Consider the following 18972-nt stretch of genomic DNA (forward strand, 5'->3'; position numbering starts at 1 on the left):
AATCGACGTGCGGCCCGCAGCCGTCCTCCACTACCGTCGGCGTCCATGACGCCTCCCCGGATACGTCCCCCCTTCGTGGCGGACGAACGGACCCAGCTGGTCGGCTGGCTCGACATGCAGCGCGCGATCGTCCACTACAAGTGCGAGGGCCTCGCGGAAGCGGACGCCCACCGGTCCGTCCTGCCGGCCTCGCCCCTGATGACGGTGGCGGGCATCGTCTCCCATCTGCGCTGGACGGAGAACACCTGGTTCGAGGTCCTCTTCCTCGGCCGGCCCGCCGACGGCCCGCAGTTCGCCGAGTCCCCGGAGGACGCCGACATGCGGGTCGAGGGCGTCCCGCTGGCACGGCTGCTGGGGGACTACGAGCGGCAGTGCGCGATCTCGAACGAGATCATCGCGGCCCACTCGCTCGACGAGGCCGGGCGGCACCCCGACTACGAGTCGTCCGCCGCCTCCCTGCGCTGGATGCTGATCCACATGGTGGAGGAGACCGCCCGGCACGCCGGCCACCTGGACACCGTCCGGGAACTGCTCGACGGGGAGAGGGGCTACTACTGACCCGGCCGGCCGGGGTCGCTGACGGGCCGATGCCGCTCCTGCCCAGCGCGAGGGGCGGGGAGCGGGCGGAGCCCGCGCGGGTCGGAGAGTCCGGCGGACGTGGCGCCGAGGGCCTGCTGCCCACGGCCGGGCTACTCGCCGCCCTCGACGGCCTTCTCGTCCATCCAGACGACCTCCCAGATGTGGTGGTCCGGGTCCTGGAAGGAACGGCCGTACATGAAGCCGTGGTCCTGCGGCTCGTTCGCCGGAGAGCCACCGGCCGCGAGGGCCGCGTCGGTCAGCTCGTCGACCTTCTCGCGGCTCTCGGCACTCAGCGCGACGATCACCTCGGTGCTGGTGGCGGCGTCGGCGACGTCCTTCCTGGTGAAGTCCTTGAACCGGGCCTCGGTCAGCAGCATCGCGAAGATGGAGTCGCTGATGACCAGGCAGGCGGCGGTCTCGTCGGTGAAGCGGGGGTTGAAGGTGTAGCCGACCGCCTCCCAGAAGGCCTTCGACGCGTCGAGGTCCTTCACCGGCAGGTTCACGAAGATCATCTGGGTCATGGCGGGTGCCTTTCTCGTGCTCGTCGTCGCGCCCGGGGGCGTCGTCTGTCGTGGGGGTGGACCCGGGGTGCGCGCCGGACTCATCGCCGCAGCGGGAACTTTTTTCGGAATCAGCGCATCCGCATCGCCGGACGAGCCCGGCGCGCACAGTCGATCACCGTGGGGTACGAGCAGGAGCGCGGTCCGCGCGCCGTCGGGCAGGGCTCCGACGGCGACAGCAGGGGCGGGCGACGTCCCGGCGCATCCCGTCGCCCCGTGGTTCGCCGACGACGCCCCGCGCGCCCCCCGGCCCCCGGAGGGCGCGGCGGGGCGGCGCGTTCGCCCCGCCCCGTCCGGGACGCCTCCACGTCACCCTTCGTTGACGCTGTGTCAACTCCGGACCTCTATGGTCCGTTGGCGCGCGACCCCGTCCCGCCGCCCGGTGGGCCGGGGCAGTCACGACTTCCCCTGGAGTGACAGTGGAACGACGCAGCTTCCTGCGCGGAGCGGTCATCGGCACCTCCGCGGCCGCCTTCGGCGGCACGCTGTGGCAGGGCGCCGCCTCCGCGGCCCCGGCGCAGCCCGGCGCCGGGCCGTACGGGGCACTCGGCGCGGCCGACGCCAACGGCATCCGGCTGCCGGCAGGATTCACCAGCAGGGTGATCGCCCGGTCCGGGCAGAAGGTCGCCTCCACCTCGTACACCTGGCACAACGCCCCCGACGGCGGGGCCTGTTTCGCCGACGGCTCCGGCTGGATCTACGTGTCCAACTCGGAGATCAACCCCTCCGGCGGGGCGAGCGCCGTGCGGTTCTCCTCGGCGGGCGCGATCACCGGGGCCTACCGCATCCTGTCGGGCACCCGCACCAACTGCGCGGGCGGGAAGACCCCGTGGAACACCTGGCTGTCGTGCGAGGAGGTCAGCCTCGGCTACGTCTACGAGACCGACCCGTGGGGCGTGCAGGCCGCCGTCCGCCGCGACGCCATGGGCCGGTTCAGGCACGAGGCCGCGGCCGCCGACCCGGTCCGCAGGGTGGTGTACCTGACCGAGGACGAGTCCAACGGCTGCCTCTACCGCTTCGTCCCCACGACCTGGGGCGACCTGTCCTCCGGCACGCTCCAGGTGCTGGTCGCCGGTACCGCGACCACCGGGTCGTTCAGCTGGGCGAACGTGCCCGATCCGGACGGCTCCCCCACCGCGACCCGCAGCCAGGTGTCCGGAGCGAAGAGGTTCAACGGCGGCGAGGGCTGCCACTACGCCAACGACACCGTCTGGTTCACCACCAAGGGCGACAACCGCCTCTGGCAGCTCGACCTCACCAGCGGCACCTATGAACTCGCCTACGACGACTCGCTGGTGACGGGCGGCTCGGCCCCGCTCACCGGCGTGGACAACGTCACCGGCTCGCCCTCCGGCGATCTGTTCGTCGCGGAGGACGGCGGCAACATGGAGATCTGCCTCATCACCCCCGACGACGTCGTCGCGCCGTTCCTGCGGATCAGCGGCCAGTCCGGCTCGGAGATCACCGGACCGGCCTTCTCCCCGGACGGGCGGCGGCTGTACTTCTCCAGTCAGCGCGGCACCAGCGGCAGCTCGTCGGGCGGCATCACCTACGAGGTGACGGGGCCGTTCCGGGCGTAAGCACCCCCGGCGGCTCCGGATCGCGCTGGGCGCGGCCCCTCAGCAGGGCCGTGCCCAGCGGCGTCATCGTGTGCAGCACCGCGTTCCCGTTCCGCAGCGTGACCACGAGCCCGGCCTCCCGCAGCACGCACGCGTGCTGACTGGCGGAGGCGAGCGACACCCCCGCCCTGCGGGCGAGTTCGCTCGTCGTGCAGCCGCTGCCGATGGACTGCAGCACCGCCGAGCGGGTGTGCCCCACCAGCCGGCCCAGCGACAGCCCGTCCCGCTCCCACGTCACCGGGGACCCGGTGTGCGTCACGGGATAGACCAGCACCGGCGGCAGGTCCGGGTCCCGGCGGACGACGGGCGTGCCGCGGCAGAAGTACGACGGCTGCAGCAGCAGCCCGCGCCCCTCCAGCCGCAGTTCGCGGTCCACCGGGTAGTCGGCCTCCAGCACCGGCGCACGCCAGCGCAGCATCGGCGGCAGGGAGGCCAGCAGCTCGTCCGCTCCCCCGTCGAGCAGGGCCCGGCCGCGCACGGCACGATCGGCCTCCACCGCGGCCTGGATGTGCGGCCAGTACGACTCGATCGCCGACCGGTGGTAGCTGCGCAGCGCCCCCACGAGCCGGTCCATCGGCCCGTCCGCGCCCTCGGCGAGCCCGGCGAGCCGGCCCGTGAGCACGGAGTGCGGCCGCTCCGCGGCGAGCAGCGCCAGTTCGGCGGCGAGCCTGCGCACCGGGGTGGCGCGCACCGCCCGCAGGCCCTCCTCCAGGCCCTCCAGCGCCTCGGGCGGGGTCAGGAAGTCCGGGAAATAGCCGCGCTGCGGAACGAGGGCCGCGAGGAGCCGTGTTTCACCGTTCAGCCGGGCCCGGGTTTGAGTCCGCCATTCCCCGAAGACGGTGGCGCCGCGCCGGTCCCGTAAACGGTGGAAACTCAGAATCGCTTCCCACAAAACGTCCGGCCTGGCCGCCATCCGCACCCTGGCGAGGTCTTCACCGGTGAAGTGGATTCGCAGCACGGAACCCCCACTGTTGCATCCGCAATCGCCCCCGTCACTGAGTATGCATGCAATCACAGGACGTTACCACGGTGTTTCAGCCACAGTTGAAACGCATCGCGCAACAGGGTGGTCAACCGAAAAGCTGTACGACGTCGGGCACGAAACCTTCGGGTACCGAGGGGCGAGGCAAAGACCGTGGGGGGCTTTCCGCGCCTGGCGGCGGTCGGCGGAGGTTGCGGCTCCGTGTCCGGCATCGGTAATGGGGCGCGGCCGGCGGGTGGGGATCCGTCGACCGCGCCCCGCCTGTTCTTTGCTCAACGAATGGCGAAAATCGAGCTTCCTTAAAACACGCTACTGGTCCGTCGTTCAACAGGGCCCGACGGCGCGGCACGGCCCGCCGGTCAGGAGTCACCGGCAACAGTAATCGTCAAAAGGAAACGAGCGGGACAGGCACCTCCGCACAAGGTGCCCGTCCCGCTCGTCCCTCGGTGCACCGGGACCGCCGGCCGGTCGGTGAGGGTCGGGGACCACCGACGGCCCCGGGTTCAGGGGGCGGGAATCAGTACCGCCGACGGCTTCCGCCGACGGCACTCACTCCCGTCAGCGGCTGTCGCTCCCGGAGGACTGCGCCGCCGCGCGGCCGGCCTCCAGGCGGGCCACGGGGATCCGGAACGGCGAGCAGGAGACGTAGTCCAGGCCCACCTCGTGGAAGAAGTGCACCGACTCCGGGTCACCGCCGTGCTCACCGCAGACGCCGAGCTTCAGGTCCGGGCGGGTGGCCCGGCCGGCCGCCGCCGCGTTGCGCACCAGCGAACCGACGCCGTCCTTGTCGATCGTCTCGAACGGGCTGACGCCGAAGATGCCCTTCTCCAGGTAGGCCGTGAAGAAGCTCGCCTCCACGTCGTCCCGGCTGAAGCCCCACACGGTCTGGGTGAGGTCGTTCGTACCGAAGGAGAAGAACTCGGCCGCCTCCGCGATCTGGGCGGCGGTCAGCGCGGCACGCGGCAGCTCGATCATCGTGCCCAGCGCCAGCTTCAGCTCCACGCCGGTCCTCGCCTCGACCTCCGCGATGACCTCCTCGGCCTCCTCGCGGACGATCTCCAGCTCCTGGACCGTGCCCACCAGCGGGATCATGATCTCGGCACGCGGGTCGCCCTTGGCGTTCCGCCGCTCCGCCGCCGCCTCCGCGATGGCCCGCACCTGCATGGTGAACAGACCGGGGATGACCAGACCGAGACGGACCCCGCGCAGCCCCAGCATCGGGTTCTGCTCGTGCAGGCGGTGCACCGCCTGCAGCAGGCGCAGGTCGTTCTCGTTGGCGTCCTTGCGGGCCTCCGCGAGCGCCACGCGCACCGACAGCTCGGTGATGTCCGGCAGGAACTCGTGCAGCGGCGGGTCCAGCAGCCGCACCGTCACCGGCAGCCCGTCCATCGCCTCGAAGAGCTCGACGAAGTCCTTCTTCTGCAGCGGCAGCAGCGCCTTCAGAGCGTCCTCGCGCTCGTCGTCGGTGTCGGCGAGGATCAGCTTCTCGACCATCTCGCGGCGCTCACCGAGGAACATGTGCTCGGTGCGGCACAGCCCGATGCCCTGGGCTCCGAAGCGGCGGGCACGCAGCGCGTCCTCGGCGTTGTCCGCGTTGGCCCGTACCCGCAGCCGGCGTACCCGGTCCGCGTAGGCCATGATCCGGTGCACGGCCTGGACCAGCTCGTCGGCGTCGTCGGCGCCCGCGTGCATCCGGCCCTCGAAGTACTCCACCACCGGGGACGGCACGACCGGGACCTCGCCGAGGTACACCTTGCCGGTGGAACCGTCGATGGAGACGACGTCGCCCTCCTCCACGACGGTGCCGTTCACCGTCATCCGGCGGCGCTTGGTGTCGACCTCCAGCTCCTCGGCGCCGCAGACACAGGTCTTGCCCATGCCGCGGGCGACGACGGCCGCGTGGGAGGTCTTGCCGCCGCGGGAGGTCAGGATTCCCTCGGCCGCGATCATGCCGTCGAGGTCGTCCGGGTTGGTCTCGCGGCGGATCAGAATGACCTTCTCGCCGGAACGGGACCACTTGACGGCCGTGTAGGAGTCGAACACGGCCTTGCCGACCGCCGCGCCCGGGGAGGCGGCGATGCCACGGCCAAGCTTCTCGACCTGGGCCGTCTCGTCGAAGCGGGGGAACATCAGCTGCGCGAGCTGCGCGCCGGTGACGCGCTGGAGCGCCTCGGCCTCGTCGATGAGGCCCTGGTCCACGAGCTGGGTGGCGATCCGGAAGGCGGCACCCGCGGTGCGCTTGCCGACCCGGGTCTGCAGCATCCACAGCTGGCCGCGCTCGATGGTGAACTCGATGTCGCACAGGTCCCGGTAGTGCGTCTCCAGCGTCTCCATGATCTGCATCAGCTGGTCGTACGACTTCTTGTCGATCGACTCCAGATCCGCGAGCGGCACCGTGTTGCGGATGCCGGCGACGACGTCCTCGCCCTGCGCGTTCTGCAGGTAGTCGCCGTACACGCCCTGGTGTCCGGAGGCGGGGTCGCGGGTGAAGGCGACACCGGTGCCGGAGTCCGGGCCGAGGTTGCCGAAGACCATGGAGCAGACGTTGACCGCGGTGCCCAGGTCGTGGGGGATGCGCTCCTGACGGCGGTAGAGCTTCGCCCGGTCGCCGTTCCAGGAGTCGAAGACGGCCTTGATGGCCAGGTCCATCTGCTCGCGCGGATCCTGCGGGAAGTCGCGGCCGGTCTCGGACTTGACGATCTTCTTGAACTGCTTGACCAGCTTCTTCAGGTCGGCGGCGTCCAGGTCGGTGTCGACCGTGACCTTCTTGGCCTCCTTGGCCCCCTCCAGGGCGTCCTCGAACAGCTCGCCGTCGACGCCGAGGACGGTCTTGCCGAACATCTGGATGAGCCGGCGGTAGGAGTCCCACGCGAAGCGGTCGTCGCCGGCCTGCTTGGCGAGACCCTCCACCGAGGTGTCGGACAGACCGATGTTCAGGACCGTGTCCATCATGCCGGGCATGGAGAACTTCGCACCGGATCGTACGGACACCAGCAGCGGGTCGCCGGCCTGGCCCAGCTTCTTGCCCATGCGCTGCTCCAGCGCGTCGAGGTGCGCGCTCACCTCGTCGCGCAGTGCCGCGGGCTCCTCGCCACTGTCCAGGTAGACCTTGCAGGCCTCGGTGGTGATGGTGAAGCCCGGGGGGACGGGCAGTCCGAGGTTGGTCATCTCGGCGAGGTTCGCACCCTTGCCACCGAGGAGGTCCTTGAGGTCCCTGTTGCCCTCGGTGAAGTCGTAGACGAACTTCTGATCTTTGTTTTCCGACACGGGTCTCGACTCCTCGAGGACTCGGTGGCTGCCCTGACGGCGAGGAACATACCCAGATCGAAGGCACCTGGGTACGTCCACTTGTTTGTCGCTCGGCCGTAACCACCCGTCCGCCAGCAGATCGCAGGTTACCGATGCGTAAAGCCGGAGCCTTCGCACCTTCATCCCTCGAAGAGCGCTTGACCGAAAGCGGGAAATCGCCGCTCATGTGAGCGGCATCCAAGGCATATGAGTTCAACTATTGAACACAAGAAGAGTGGCACTGAGTGCCAGCCTTTTCGAAGTCACAGCCATCCCGAAAGTGCTCATATGAGCGCAACCCTTATCAGGGGTGGCGAGAATCACGCCGCCGGCAACGACCGGATCCCACCATCCGGACCCGCTCGCACCCGGATCCGGACCGGCCTCCCGACCCGCCGCCCGGTCAGCCCCCGGACGTGTCCAGCTCCGCATCCTCGCTCACACCGGCACAGTCGTACGGGTCCCTCAGCCAGCCGTCCGGCAGCACGACCCGGTTGTTCCCCGACGTACGCCCCCTCGGGCCGTCCGCGCCCGACGGCCACGGCTGGTCCAGGTCCAGCATGCTCAGCTGAGCGCGCAGCTCCTCCAGCGACGACGTCACCGCCAGCCGCTTGCGCATCTCCGACCCGACCGCGAACCCCTTCAGGTACCACGCCACGTGCTTACGGAAGTCGATCACGCCACGGGACTCGTCGCCGATCCACTCCCCCAGCAGCCGCGCATGGCGCACCATCACGTCCGCGACCTCACGCAACGACGGCCGCGCGGGGGCACCCGACCCCTCGAAGGCACTGACCAGGTCCCCGAACAGCCACGGCCGGCCCAGACAGCCGCGCCCCACGACCACCCCGTCGCAACCCGTCTCCCGCATCATCCGCAGCGCGTCGTCCGCCGACCAGATGTCGCCGTTGCCCAGCACCGGGATCTCCGGCACATGCTCCTTCAGCCGCGCGATCGCGTCCCAGTCCGCCGTACCGCCGTAGTGCTGAGCCGCCGTACGGCCGTGCAGGGCGATCGCCGTGACGCCCTCCTCGACCGCGATCCGCCCCGCGTCGAGATACGTGATGTGGTCGTCGTCGATACCCTTGCGCATCTTCATCGTCACCGGCAGGTCGCCGGCATTGCCGACCGCCTCGCCCAGGATCGCCCTCAGCAGGTTCCGCTTGTACGGCAGCGCCGAGCCGCCGCCCTTGCGGGTCACCTTGGGCACCGGGCAGCCGAAGTTCAGATCGATGTGATCGGCCAGGCCCTCGTCCACGATCATGCGGACCGCCTTGCCGACCGTGACCGGGTCGACCCCGTACAGCTGGATCGAACGCGGCGTCTCCGACGCGTCGAAGTGGATCAGCTGCATCGTCTTCTCGTTGCGCTCGACCAGCGCCCGGGTCGTGATCATCTCGCTCACGAACAGCCCCTTGCCCCCGCTGAACTCCCTGCAAAGGGTGCGGAACGGTGCGTTCGTGATGCCGGCCATGGGCGCGAGCACCACCGGGGGCTGCACGGCATGCGGGCCGATGGGCAGCGTCGAGGGCTGAGCGAGCGTGGTCATCCGACCATTGTCGCGCACTGTCAAGTTCGTTAGTTAGGCGTACTATGCATATATGCCCGCGTCCGAGACCACCGGCACCCCTCCGACCCGGCTGAGCCAACGCAGACGGCTCCTCGTCCTGGCCATCTGCTGCATGAGCCTGCTGATCGTCAGCCTCGACAACACCGTCCTCAACGTGGCCCTCCCCTCCATGCGCGAGGAGTTCCACGCCGGCATCGCCGGAATGCAGTGGACCGTCGACGCCTACACCCTCGTCCTCGCCTCCCTGCTCATCCTCGCCGGATCCACCGCCGACCGGATCGGCCGCCGCAAGGTCTTCAAGACCGGACTCGTCCTCTTCACCCTCGGCTCCGTCCTCTGCTCCCTCGCCCCCAACCTCGAATCACTCGTCGCGTTCCGCATGCTCCAGGCCGTCGGCGGCTCCATGCTCAACCCCGTCGCCATGTCGATCATCACCAACACCTTCACCGACCCGCGCGAACGCGCCCGCGCCATCGGCGCGTGGGGCGCCGTCGTCGGCATATCCATGGCCGCCGGCCCCGTCGTCGGCGGACTCCTCGTCGAAACCGTCGGCTGGCGCTCCATCTTCTGGATCAACGTCCCCATCGGCCTCACCGCCCTCCTCCTCACCTGGCGCTACGTCCCCGAGTCCCGCGCCGCCAAGCCCCGCCGCGCCGACCCCGCCGGACAACTCCTCGTCATCGCCCTCCTCGGCTCCCTCACCTACGCGATCATCGAAGCGCCCACCGCGGGCCCCGCCACCGCCCTCACCCTCACCGCCGTCGCCGCGGCCGCACTCACCGCCCTCGTCCTCCACGAACCCCGCCGCACCGAACCCCTCATCGACCTGCGCTTCTTCCGCTCGGCCCCCTTCAGCGGCGCCACCGTCATCGCGATCAGCGCCTTCGCCGCACTCAGCGGCTTCCTCTTCCTCAACACCCTCTACCTGCAGGACATCCGCGGACTGTCCGCCCTCCAGGCCGGCCTCGCCATGCTCCCCATGGCCGCACTCACCTTCCTCTGCGCCCCGCTCGCCGGCCGCCTCGTCGCCGGCCGCGGACCACGACTGCCGCTCGCCCTCGCCGGCACCTCCATGGCCGCCTGCGGAATCCTCTTCGCCGCCTTCGAAGCCGAGACGTCCACACCGCTGCTCTTCACCGGATACGTCCTCTTCGGCCTCGGCTTCGGCATGGTCAACGCGCCCGTCACCAACACCGCCGTCTCCGGTATGCCCCGCTCCCAGGCGGGCGTCGCCGCCGCCGTCGCCTCCACCAGCCGCCAGACCGGCGCCACCCTCGGCGTCGCCGTCATCGGCTCCGTGCTGGCGGCGGGCACCGGCGCCGCCGACCACGTCACCGGCTTCGTCGAGGCCGCCCGCCCGGCGTGGTGGATCATCACCGGCTGTGCACTGACCGTCCTCGCCGTCGGCCTCGCCACCAGCGGCCGCTGGGCCCGGGAGACGGCCCGCCGCACGGCGGAGCGCCTCGAACCGGCGAACGCCCGCACGACCTCCGGCAGCACGGCCTGACCCCGGGCCCACCCGCCGGCGAACGCACCGGTACGCCCCCTCGGGACGAGGGAACCGCCGGTCACCGTCGCACCCACCGCCACGGCGAGTGGTCAGGAGCAGACCGCCACCGTGTTCTGGGAACCCTCCGCCAGGGGGTATCCGTCCCGGCGCACGGCCCCGTTCGGCGGAAAGCCGGAGAACCCCGACCCGTTCGGCTGCGAGCTCGACACCGGCGTTCGAGGTGCCTGCCGACGTCACGGAGAGCTGAGCTCAGGCCTCGTCACACGTACGGGCCCGTGCGCCCTCCCGGGTCCGGGCCCGGGAGGTGGCCCGCCGGGGGTGGCGGCGGACGTACTCCGCCTCCAAGGCCCCCATCCGGGAAGTGTGTGTCTGCAGGGCGTCGTCGGAGCCGTACAGCAGGGTCTCGTGGCGGGTGCGGTGGATGGCCTCCAGCTCCTTCAGCAGCTGCCCGTCCTCCAGCCGCTCCGGCGGCACTCCGCGGTCCTGCTCGGCCATGACACACACCTCCGGTAGGTACGCCCCTTCCATCATGGCCCGGGATCGGGCGACCGCATCCGAAGACGAAGGGGGCCCGGACCACCTAGGTGATCCGGGCCCCCTTCGACGTGAGACGGCGTCAGCTCTGCGTNGACCGCATCCGAAGACGAAGGGGGCCCGGACCACCTAGGTGATCCGGGCCCCCTTCGACGTGAGACGGCGTCAGCTCTGCGTGTCGCTCGCTTCCCGGGACGCCTCACTGTGAGCGTCCTCGGCGCTCTGGGTGCGCTCACGCATCTTGCGCAGGATCTCCTGCTTCTGGTCGGCGGCCGTCCGGCGGTCTGCCTGGCTCGCCGGACCGTTGCCCTGCTGGTCGGCGCGGGACAGCTTTCGGCGCTGTCCGCCCACGCCGAGGAGGTTGTTGCGGCCCTTGGCCACGGGGTTCTCCCATCGTGGTGAGAAGTGATCCGGATGTCAGCTGGTGGGGGCGACGTGGCCGCCGCACTCTCACTCGTAGATCTGGAAGAAGGAGGACATGCAGCGACGGTACCGGTCGAGGGCGGGGCTGACACCCGGTTTTCCGGCCTGGTGGCGCGCTCCGCGCAACCCATCGACCGATAACAACTGACAGATATTGAAATCTGTCAGCCGTCATGTCACAGTTGTCAGCGCCAGCGTCCCTCTCTCGAGGAGCCCCTTCCATGACCTCGCCCAGCTCCCCCAACACACCGGCCTCCTCCGTGCACCACCCCCTCCCCACCCGTCCACTCGGCGCCACCGGCCCCCGCGTCTCGGCGATCGGCCTGGGCGCCATGGGTATGTCGGCGCTCTACGGCGACGCCGATCGCTCGGAGTCGATCGCGACGATCCATGCCGCGCTCGACGCCGGCGTGACGCTGATCGACACGGGCGACTTCTACGGCATGGGCCACAACGAGATGCTGATCGGCGAGGCACTGCGTGCCGCTCCGGCGGCGGATCGTGAGAAGGCACTGATCAGCGTGAAGTTCGGGGCGCTCCGCGACCCGGACGGCGGCTGGTCCGGCTATGACGGCCGCCCCGCCGCGGTGAAGAACTTCGCCGCCTACTCGCTGCAGCGGCTGGGCACCGACCACATCGACGTCTACCGCATCGCCCGTGTCGATCCGGACGTGCCGGTGGAGGAGACGGTCGGCGCGATCGCCGAGCTGGTCGACGCGGGTCACGTCCGGCACGTCGGCCTGTCCGAGGTCGGCGCCGACACGCTGCGGCGTGCGGCGTCCGTCGCCCCGATCGCCGATCTGCAGATCGAGTACTCGCTGATCTCCCGCGGTGTCGAGGACGCGATCCTGCCCACGGCGCGCGAGCTGGGTATCGGCGTCACGGCGTACGGCGTGCTGTCCCGCGGCCTGATCTCCGGGCACTTCAGCGGGCACCGGAAGCTGGCGGCCGATGACTTCCGGGGTATGAGCCCGCGCTTTCAGGGCGACAATCTGCGGCACAATCTGGATCTCGTGGAGCAGCTGCGCAAGATCGCGGAGCAGAAGGGCGTTTCGGTCGCCCAGCTGGCGATCTCGTGGGTGCTGTCGCGTGGCGAGGACGTCGTTCCGCTGGTGGGTGCGCGGCGCCGGGACCGGCTGGCCGAGGCGCTGGGTGCGCTGGGCGTGACGTTCGGGGAGGACGAGCTCGCGGCGATCGAACGGGCCGTTCCTCGGGGGGCCGCGGCGGGTGAGCGTTACCCGGCGGCGCAGATGGCGCATCTCGACAGCGAGCACTGATGTGTCGCGGCGCGTGGCCGGGGTCGGGTCGGGCATGACCGGGACCGGCGTGGCGGGGTCCCCGTCGGCCGGCCGCGGTCGTGCCGGCCGTGCCGCGTCCGCGGACCGTCCGCTCCGTGCCTGCTGTGCCCGTCGTGCCGGGTGTCCGACTGGTCCGGGTCGTGTCGGTGGGGAAGGGTAACGTCGGTGCCATGTCCACCACGGAGACCCTGACCGCCGACCGCATCCTCGAGGCGACCGAGGAGGTGCTGCGTCGTTTCGGTCCGTCCAAGGCGACGGTCGTCGATGTGGCGCGCGCCCTCGGGGTGAGTCACGGCAGTGTGTACCGGCATTTCCGCACCAAGGCGGCGCTGCGTGAGGCGGTGACGGCTCGCTGGCTGGGCCGCACCGAGGAGTTGCTGTCGGAGATCACGGAGGGGCCTGCCGGTTCGGCGGAGGAGAAGCTGCGGGCGTGGTTGTCGTGCCTGTTCGAGGCGAAGCGTCACAAGGCGGGTGACGATCCGGAGTTGTTCGCCACGTACGCGGTGCTGATCACGGAGGCCAGTGATGTGGTGGACGAGCATCTGGTGGTGCTGGTCAGCCAGGTGACGCGGATCGTCGAAGAGGGGGTGCGCGGCGGGGAGTTCGTGGCCGTGGATCCGGTGTCGGTGGCGCAGGCGGTGTTCGACGCGACGGCGCGTTTCCATGATCCGGTGTTTGCGCCGGAGTGGCGGAGGCCGTCGATCGACGACGAGTTCCGTGCGGTGTGCGAGGTGTTGTTGCGTGGTCTGCGGGTCTGACGGTTTCCGCCGCTCGAGGCCTCCTCGCCGGCGCGGTGCGTGCTGTCCGAGCTGTGGTGTCCGGCTGGTGGTCAGTCGCTGCGGGTCCGGTTGCCCGGGTCGACGGTGGCCTGGTGGGCGTCGGCGAGGTGCTCCTCGGCCTTGAGCCAGGGGAGGAACTGGGCGCCTTTGCGCCAGCCGCAGGTGTCGCAGGTGAGTGCCTTCTGTACGCCTGCTTTCCGGACGCGGACGGTGTGTTCGCGTCCGTGCTGGTCCCATCTGCTGACTTTGCTGCTGGTGGTGGACGGCATGGTGTGCCTCCTCTGCCGGCGGTCGACGAGTGGGCCCAGTGTGCATGAGGGCCCCCGGTTCCGTACCCGGAACCGGGGGCCTTGTTGCCGTCGTGGGGCGAGCGTCAGCAGCCGAGGAGGCGGGTGGCGAGGTAGCCCTGGATCTGGTCGAGGGAGACGCGTTCCTGCTTCATGGTGTCGCGCTCGCGGACGGTGACCGCGTTGTCGTCGAGGGTGTCGAAGTCGACGGTGACGCAGTAGGGGGTGCCGATCTCGTCCTGACGGCGGTAGCGGCGGCCGATGGCGCCGGCGTCGTCGAACTCGATGTTCCAGTTCTGCCGGAGGTCGGCGGCGAGGCCCTTGGCCTTCGGGGAGAGCTGGGGGTTGCGGGACAGCGGCAGGACGGCGACCTTCACCGGGGCGAGGCGGTGGTCGAGGCGCAGGACGGTGCGCTTCTCCATGACGCCCTTGGCGTTGGGGGCTTCGTCCTCGTTGTAGCCGTCGAGGAGGAAGGCGAGCATGGTGCGGCCGACACCGGCGGCGGGCTCGATGACGTAGGGGGTCCAGCGCTCGCCGGCTTCCTGATCGAAGTACGACAGGTCGGTGCCTGAGGCCTTGGAGTGGGCGCCGAGGTCGTAGTCGGTGCGGTTGGCGACGCCTTCGAGCTCGCCCCATTCGCTGCCGCCGAACTGGAAGCGGTACTCGATGTCGGCGGTGCGCTTGGAGTAATGGGAGAGCTTCTCCTTGGGGTGCTCGTACCAGCGCATGTTCTCCTCACGGAGACCCAGGCCGGTGTACCAGTTCCAGCGCTGCTCCATCCAGTACTCGTGCCACTTCTCGTCCTCGCCGGGCTTGACGAAGAACTCCATCTCCATCTGCTCGAACTCGCGGGTGCGGAAGATGAAGTTGCCGGGGGTGATCTCGTTGCGGAAGGACTTGCCGACCTGGGCGATGCCGAAGGGCGGCTTGCGGCGGGAGGTCTGCTGGACCTGGGCGAAGTTGGTGAAGATGCCCTGGGCGGTCTCGGGGCGCAGGTAGGCGATGGAGCCGGAGTCCTGGGTGGGGCCGAGGTGGGTGGAGAGGAGGCCGGAGAACTGCTTGGGCTCGGTGAACTGGCCCTTGGTGCCGCAGTGGGGGCAGTTGATGTCGGTCAGGCCGTTGGCGGGGGCGTGGCCGTGCTTCTCCTCGTAGGCCTCTTCGAGGTGGTCGGCGCGGAAGCGCTTGTGGCAGGAGGTGCACTCGGTGAGCGGGTCGGTGAAGGTGGCGACGTGGCCGGAGGCTTCCCAGACCTCGGTCGCCAGGATCACCGACGAGTCGATGCCGACGACGTCCTCGCGCGAGGTGACCATGTAGCGCCACCACTGGCGCTTGATGTTCTCCTTGAGCTCGGTACCCAGCGGTCCGTAGTCCCAGGCGGCGCGCTGGCCGCCGTAGATCTCGCTGCTGGGGTAGACGAACCCACGGCGCTTGCTCAGGTTGACGATCGTGTCGATCTTGTCGGCGGCCACGGTGCTCTCTTCATTACGACGACGAAGTGCGAATGCTTCAGATTACCGGCGCTCGTACCCCCTGTATCAAATCGGTTCGCCTCCTCGTTCGCGGAAGCGGAGGCGTGGGGGGACGTGCCGTCGGATCCGGTCGTGGATGTCGTCGCCGGACCCGTACCGGTCCGGGTGATAGGTGATGCACGCTCCGTTCTCGCCGTAGAGGGTTGGGGTGCCGGTTTCGTCCGTGGAGGGGTCGGCGACGGCGTACCTGGGGGTGGTGACGGCCCCGTCGGGCACCTCCGGGTGATGCCTTCGTCTCCGTTGCGGAGGTGGGAGCGCCGCGGTACGGGTCCGCGGAGTTTCGGGCGGTGTTCGTCGGCCGTGGTGAGGGTGCCGACGGGGAGGGGGTGAGAGGGGTTCCGGGGGTGGGGCGGTGTGGCGAGGCATGCCGGGCAGGGCGGTGCCGGGTGGTCGGCGGGGGTGGCGTGGATGTCGGTGCGCTGCAGGGCGGCACCGTACGGGGGGATCGTCGGGTGGTGGGGGTGGCGGTGGGGGGATGGTGAGGCCGGGGCAGGTGGGGGCGGGCGGTGTGGGGGGCGTCGGGCGATCAGGACCGATGATTCAATTGACAATCGTTTCCATCTTTGTTGAAAATGACTGTCATGAACGTACGCCGTCTCATACCCACCACTGCCCTCGCGGGAGCGACCGCGCTGGGCCTCGTCTCGCTCTCGGCCTGCTCGGGTGCGTCCTCGGCCGGAGGCGCCCAGGCGGGCGGCAAGCTGGACGTGGTGGCGTCGTTCTACCCGATGCAGTACCTGGCCGAGGAGATCGGCGGTGACCACGTGGAGGTCACGACGCTGACGAAGCCGGGTGTGGAGCCGCATGACCTGGAGCTGAAGCCCAGGCAGGCGTCGGAGCTCCGCCGGGCCGACTACGTCCTCTATCTGAAGGGCGTGCAGCCCGCCGTGGACGAGGCGATCGCGCAGTCCGGCGTCGAGCACACGGTGGACGCCGCGACCCTGACCGGGATGGAGGACCACGGCACCGAGGTCGGCCACGACCACGGTGACGAGGGCGGGGGCGAGGAGCACGGCGCCGGGGCCGGGGCCGATCCGCACGTCTGGCTGGACCCGGTGAAGTACGCCGAGGTCGCCGAGGGCGTCGGGGACTCCCTGGCGAAGGCCGATCCGGCGCATGCCGCGGACTACCGGAAGAACACCGAGACGCTGGTCGGCAAGCTGAGGGCACTGGACGCCAAGTTCACCGACGGCCTGAGGAACAGCACCACCAGGACCTTCATCACCACCCATTCCGCCTTCGGCTACCTCGCCGAGCGGTACGGGCTGGATCAGCACGGCATCGCCGGGCTCGGCCCGGAGTCCGAGCCGAGCCCGGCGCGGATCAAGGAGCTCCAGTCGGTCGCGAAGCAGGAGAAGGTGTCCACGGTCTTCTTCGAGACGCTGGCCAGTGACCGTACGGCGAAGACGCTCGCGAAGGACACGGGGCTGCGGACGGACGTCCTGGACCCGCTGGAGGGCATCACGGACAGGTCCAAGGGTGACGACTACCTGTCGGTGATGGAGTCCAACCTCGCCGCGCTGCAGAAGGCGCTCGGCGCGAAGTGACAGTCGTTTCACCGGCCGTTTCGGCAGGAGCAGCATCGGAGGCGAAGCCCATGGAGCCCGTCGCAGAGCCCGTCATATCCGTCCGCGGGGCCCGTGCCACGCTGGGTTCGCGTCCCGTGTTGCGCGGCGTCGACCTGGCGGTGGAGCGCGGTGAGGTCGTGGCGCTGCTCGGCGCGAACGGCTCGGGGAAGTCGACGGCCGTGCGGTCGGTGATCGGCCAGGTGCCGCTCACTGGTGGTTCGGTGTCGTTGTTCGGTACGGAGTTGCGCCGTTTCCGTGCGTGGTCGCGGGTGGGTTACGTTCCGCAGCGCACGACCGCGGTGAGCGGGGTGCCGGCGACGGTCCGGGAGGTGGTGGCGTCCGGCCGGCTGTCGCGGACGAGGTTGGGGTGGCCGTCGAAGGGCGACCGTGCGGCGGTGCGGCGGGCGATCGGGCTCGTCGGGCTCGCCGACCGGGCGAGGGACTCGGTGAGCGCGCTGTCGGGTGGGCAGCACCAGCGGGTGCTGATCGCCCGTGCGCTGGCCGCGGAGCCGGAACTGCTGATCATGGACGAGCCGATGGCGGGTGTGGACCTGGCCAGTCAGGAGATCCTCGCCGGGACGCTGCAGGAGCAGGTGGCGGCGGGGACGACGGTGCTGCTGGTGCTGCACGAGCTGGGCCCGCTGGAGCCGTTGATCGACCGGGCGGTGGTGCTGCGGGACGGCTGTGTCGTCCATGACGGGCCGCCTCCGCGTGCCGTGGGCCAGCATGCGCTGCCCGGCCACGACCACGTTCATCCGCATGCGGCCGACGAGCCGCTCCGCACGGGACTGCTGAGCTGATCATGGAATTCCTCCAGGACCCCTTTATGCAGCGGGCGCTGCTGGCCGCCGTGCTGGTGGGCGTCACGGCACCGGCCGTGGGCATTCATCTGGTGCAGCGCCGGCAGGCGCTGATGGGCGACGGCATCGGCCATGTCGCGCTGACCGGCGTCGGTCTCGGTTTCCTGCTGTCCACGAGTCCGGTGTGGATGGCGATGCTGGTGGCGGTGGCCGGTTCGGTGGCGATGGAGCTGATCCGGGCGTACGGGCGGACCCGCGGTGACATCGCGCTGGCGATGCTGTTCTACGGCGGGATGGCGGGCGGCGTGATGCTGATGAATCTCAGTGGGACGGGGTCGAGCGCCAATCTGACGTCGTACCTGTTCGGTTCGCTGTCCACCGTCTCGGACGAGGACGTCGTCGCGATCTGTCTGCTGGCGGGCTTCGTGCTGCTGGTGACGGTGGGGCTGCGGCGGCAGTTGTTCGCGATCAGCCAGGACGAGGAGTTCGCGCGGGTCACGGGGCTGCCGGTGCGGGCGCTGAACCTGCTGGTGGCGGTGACGGCCGCGGTGACGGTGACGGTCGCGATGCGTGTCGTCGGGCTGCTGCTGGTGAGCGCGCTGATGGTGGTGCCGGTGGCGGCGGCGCAGCAGGTGACGCGTTCGTTCGCGGTGACGTTCGTGGTGGCGGTGGCGATCGGGGTGGCGGTGACGCTGGCCGGTACGGTCACCACGTACTACCAGGACGTGCCGCCGGGCGCGACGATCGTGCTGCTGGCGATCGCGGTGTTCATGCTGTTCACGGCGCTGGCGACGCCGTTGGCGCGGCGGCGGTCGCGGGCGGTCGAGGCGTTGGCGGGGGCCGCGGGGGCGGAGTGCGACGTGGACGTTCCGGCGACCCGCCGTCCGGCGGGTGGCGCCGTGGTCTGACCGGTGCCCGTGGCGGGCCTGGCAGAATGGCCGTCGAGGAGCGGCGGAACGTAAGGAGGTACCTGTGGCGACGGCTGGACCCCCCGTGCGCGGCCGGTCGACCCGTCAGCGGGCCGCGGTCGCGGCGGCGCTGGACGAGGTGGACGAGTTCCGCAGTGCGCAGGAGCTGCACGACATGCTCAAGCACCGCGGCGATTCGGTCGGCCTGACGACGGTCTACCGGACGCTGCAGTCGCTCGCCGATGCCGGCGAGGTCGATGTGCTGCGCACGAGCGACGGTGAGTCGGTGTACCGGCGTTGCGCGTCGGGTGAGCACCACCATCATCTGGTGTGCCGGGTGTGCGGCAAGGCGGTCGAGGTCGAGGGCCCCGCTGTGGAGCAGTGGGCGGAGACGATCGCGGCGCAGCACGGCTATGTGAACGTGGCGCACACGGTGGAGATCTTCGGTACGTGCGCGGAGTGCGCGAAGAAGTGATCCCGTGGTCCCGTCTGCGGACCCGTGACCGCGGGTGCGGCGGGGTGGCTGAGGGGCCCGCGCCGGCTGTTGCCGGTGCGGGCCCTTCGCCGTGGGGGCGGTTTCTAGGGATCGTCGCAACACGTGGTCGGTTTGATCAGGCCGCGAGTAGTTTATGCAGGCGCTCGGCTGGGGTTTCCCAGCCGAGCGTTTTGCGTGGGCGGCCGTTGAGTTCGGCGGCGACGGCGTCGAGGTGGTCGCGGGTGTGGACGGACAGGTCGGTG

At 70.2% G+C, this 18972-nt stretch carries 17 protein-coding genes and 1 pseudogene; 9 read left to right on the forward strand and 9 right to left on the reverse strand.

The window, feature by feature from the left end; all coding sequences use genetic code 11:
- The first annotated feature begins 45 nt into the window (after positions 1-45).
- A complete protein-coding gene (locus QMZ92_RS25485; RefSeq protein WP_283299810.1) occupies positions 46-558 on the forward strand; it encodes a DinB family protein in 513 nt (170 codons plus the stop codon).
- Positions 559-689: 131 nt separating this feature from the next.
- Here the strand turns inward: QMZ92_RS25485 and QMZ92_RS25490 are convergent, their stop codons facing one another.
- Positions 690-1100 carry a VOC family protein gene (locus QMZ92_RS25490; protein ID WP_269730492.1) on the reverse strand — a complete coding sequence of 137 codons (411 nt, stop codon included), beginning with the start codon at positions 1098-1100 and terminating at the stop codon, positions 690-692.
- A gap of 458 nt (positions 1101-1558) precedes the next feature.
- Between QMZ92_RS25490 and QMZ92_RS25495 the strand changes: the two genes are divergently transcribed.
- Entirely contained in the window at positions 1559-2719 is a 1161-nt protein-coding gene (locus tag QMZ92_RS25495) for a PhoX family protein (protein WP_283299811.1), read from the forward strand.
- Here QMZ92_RS25495 and QMZ92_RS25500 read toward each other — a convergent pair.
- From QMZ92_RS25500 to dusB, 3 genes are all read right to left on the reverse strand, one after another.
- Positions 2685-3716 (reverse strand): ArsR/SmtB family transcription factor, encoded by a 1032-nt coding sequence (locus tag QMZ92_RS25500; RefSeq protein WP_283299812.1) that lies wholly within the window; start codon positions 3714-3716, stop codon positions 2685-2687. The two genes, QMZ92_RS25495 and QMZ92_RS25500, sit on opposite strands and share 35 nt — an antisense overlap.
- Before the next feature lie 582 nt (positions 3717-4298).
- Positions 4299-7007, reverse strand: coding sequence for a pyruvate, phosphate dikinase (gene ppdK / locus QMZ92_RS25505; protein WP_283299813.1), 2709 nt, complete (start codon positions 7005-7007; stop codon positions 4299-4301).
- Between the two features lie 424 nt (positions 7008-7431).
- Positions 7432-8577 (reverse strand): tRNA dihydrouridine synthase DusB, encoded by a 1146-nt coding sequence (gene dusB / locus QMZ92_RS25510; protein ID WP_283299814.1) that lies wholly within the window; start codon positions 8575-8577, stop codon positions 7432-7434.
- A gap of 52 nt (positions 8578-8629) precedes the next feature.
- Between dusB and QMZ92_RS25515 the strand changes: the two genes are divergently transcribed.
- Complete coding sequence (locus QMZ92_RS25515) at positions 8630-10105, forward strand: MFS transporter (RefSeq protein ID WP_283299815.1); 1476 nt, start codon at positions 8630-8632, stop codon at positions 10103-10105.
- 252 nt (positions 10106-10357) lie between these two features.
- On the opposite strand, the gene QMZ92_RS25520 is transcribed toward QMZ92_RS25515, so the two are convergent.
- Positions 10358-10603: a DUF6158 family protein gene (locus tag QMZ92_RS25520; RefSeq protein WP_138055324.1), complete on the reverse strand. Its 246-nt coding sequence runs from the start codon at positions 10601-10603 to the stop codon at positions 10358-10360.
- A 204-nt stretch (positions 10604-10807) separates the two neighbouring features.
- Positions 10808-11023, reverse strand: coding sequence for a DUF6243 family protein (locus QMZ92_RS25525; RefSeq protein ID WP_283299816.1), 216 nt, complete (start codon positions 11021-11023; stop codon positions 10808-10810).
- Between the two features lie 374 nt (positions 11024-11397).
- Between QMZ92_RS25525 and QMZ92_RS25530 the strand changes: the two genes are divergently transcribed.
- Together QMZ92_RS25530 and QMZ92_RS25535 are read left to right on the forward strand one after the other, a co-directional pair.
- Positions 11398-12342 carry an aldo/keto reductase gene (locus QMZ92_RS25530; RefSeq protein WP_283299828.1) on the forward strand — a complete coding sequence of 315 codons (945 nt, stop codon included), beginning with the start codon at positions 11398-11400 and terminating at the stop codon, positions 12340-12342.
- 191 nt (positions 12343-12533) lie between these two features.
- The gene (locus QMZ92_RS25535; protein ID WP_283299829.1) at positions 12534-13121 is read left to right on the forward strand and encodes a TetR/AcrR family transcriptional regulator; all 588 of its coding nucleotides are present in this window, start codon (positions 12534-12536) and stop codon (positions 13119-13121) included.
- Between the two features lie 71 nt (positions 13122-13192).
- Here QMZ92_RS25535 and QMZ92_RS25540 read toward each other — a convergent pair whose 3' ends face one another.
- Together QMZ92_RS25540 and QMZ92_RS25545 are read right to left on the reverse strand one after the other, a co-directional pair.
- A complete protein-coding gene (locus QMZ92_RS25540) occupies positions 13193-13411 on the reverse strand; it encodes a hypothetical protein (RefSeq protein WP_283299817.1) in 219 nt (72 codons plus the stop codon).
- A gap of 104 nt (positions 13412-13515) precedes the next feature.
- On the reverse strand, positions 13516-14898 hold the full coding sequence (locus QMZ92_RS25545; RefSeq protein ID WP_283299818.1) for a glycine--tRNA ligase: 1383 nt from the start codon (positions 14896-14898) through the stop codon (positions 13516-13518).
- Between the two features lie 641 nt (positions 14899-15539).
- Between QMZ92_RS25545 and QMZ92_RS25550 the strand changes: the two genes are divergently transcribed.
- From QMZ92_RS25550 to QMZ92_RS25565, 4 genes are all read left to right on the forward strand, one after another.
- Positions 15540-16505 (forward strand): metal ABC transporter substrate-binding protein, encoded by a 966-nt coding sequence (locus QMZ92_RS25550; RefSeq protein ID WP_283299819.1) that lies wholly within the window; start codon positions 15540-15542, stop codon positions 16503-16505.
- A gap of 50 nt (positions 16506-16555) precedes the next feature.
- The gene (locus QMZ92_RS25555) at positions 16556-17326 is read left to right on the forward strand and encodes a metal ABC transporter ATP-binding protein (RefSeq protein ID WP_283299820.1); all 771 of its coding nucleotides are present in this window, start codon (positions 16556-16558) and stop codon (positions 17324-17326) included.
- Positions 17323-18234, forward strand: coding sequence for a metal ABC transporter permease (locus QMZ92_RS25560; protein ID WP_502962135.1), 912 nt, complete (start codon positions 17323-17325; stop codon positions 18232-18234). The genes QMZ92_RS25555 and QMZ92_RS25560 overlap by 4 nt, the downstream gene beginning before the upstream one ends.
- A 64-nt stretch (positions 18235-18298) precedes the next feature.
- Positions 18299-18709, forward strand: a complete 411-nt coding sequence (locus QMZ92_RS25565; protein ID WP_093656853.1) for a Fur family transcriptional regulator — start codon at positions 18299-18301, stop codon at positions 18707-18709.
- A 136-nt stretch (positions 18710-18845) separates the two neighbouring features.
- Here the strand turns inward: QMZ92_RS25565 and QMZ92_RS25570 are convergent.
- Positions 18846-18972, reverse strand: a pseudogene (locus tag QMZ92_RS25570) (IS30 family transposase); the annotation flags it as partial.

This window comes from Streptomyces sp. HNM0645 (genome assembly GCF_030056615.1).
Lineage (GTDB): Bacteria > Actinomycetota > Actinomycetes > Streptomycetales > Streptomycetaceae > Streptomyces > Streptomyces marianii.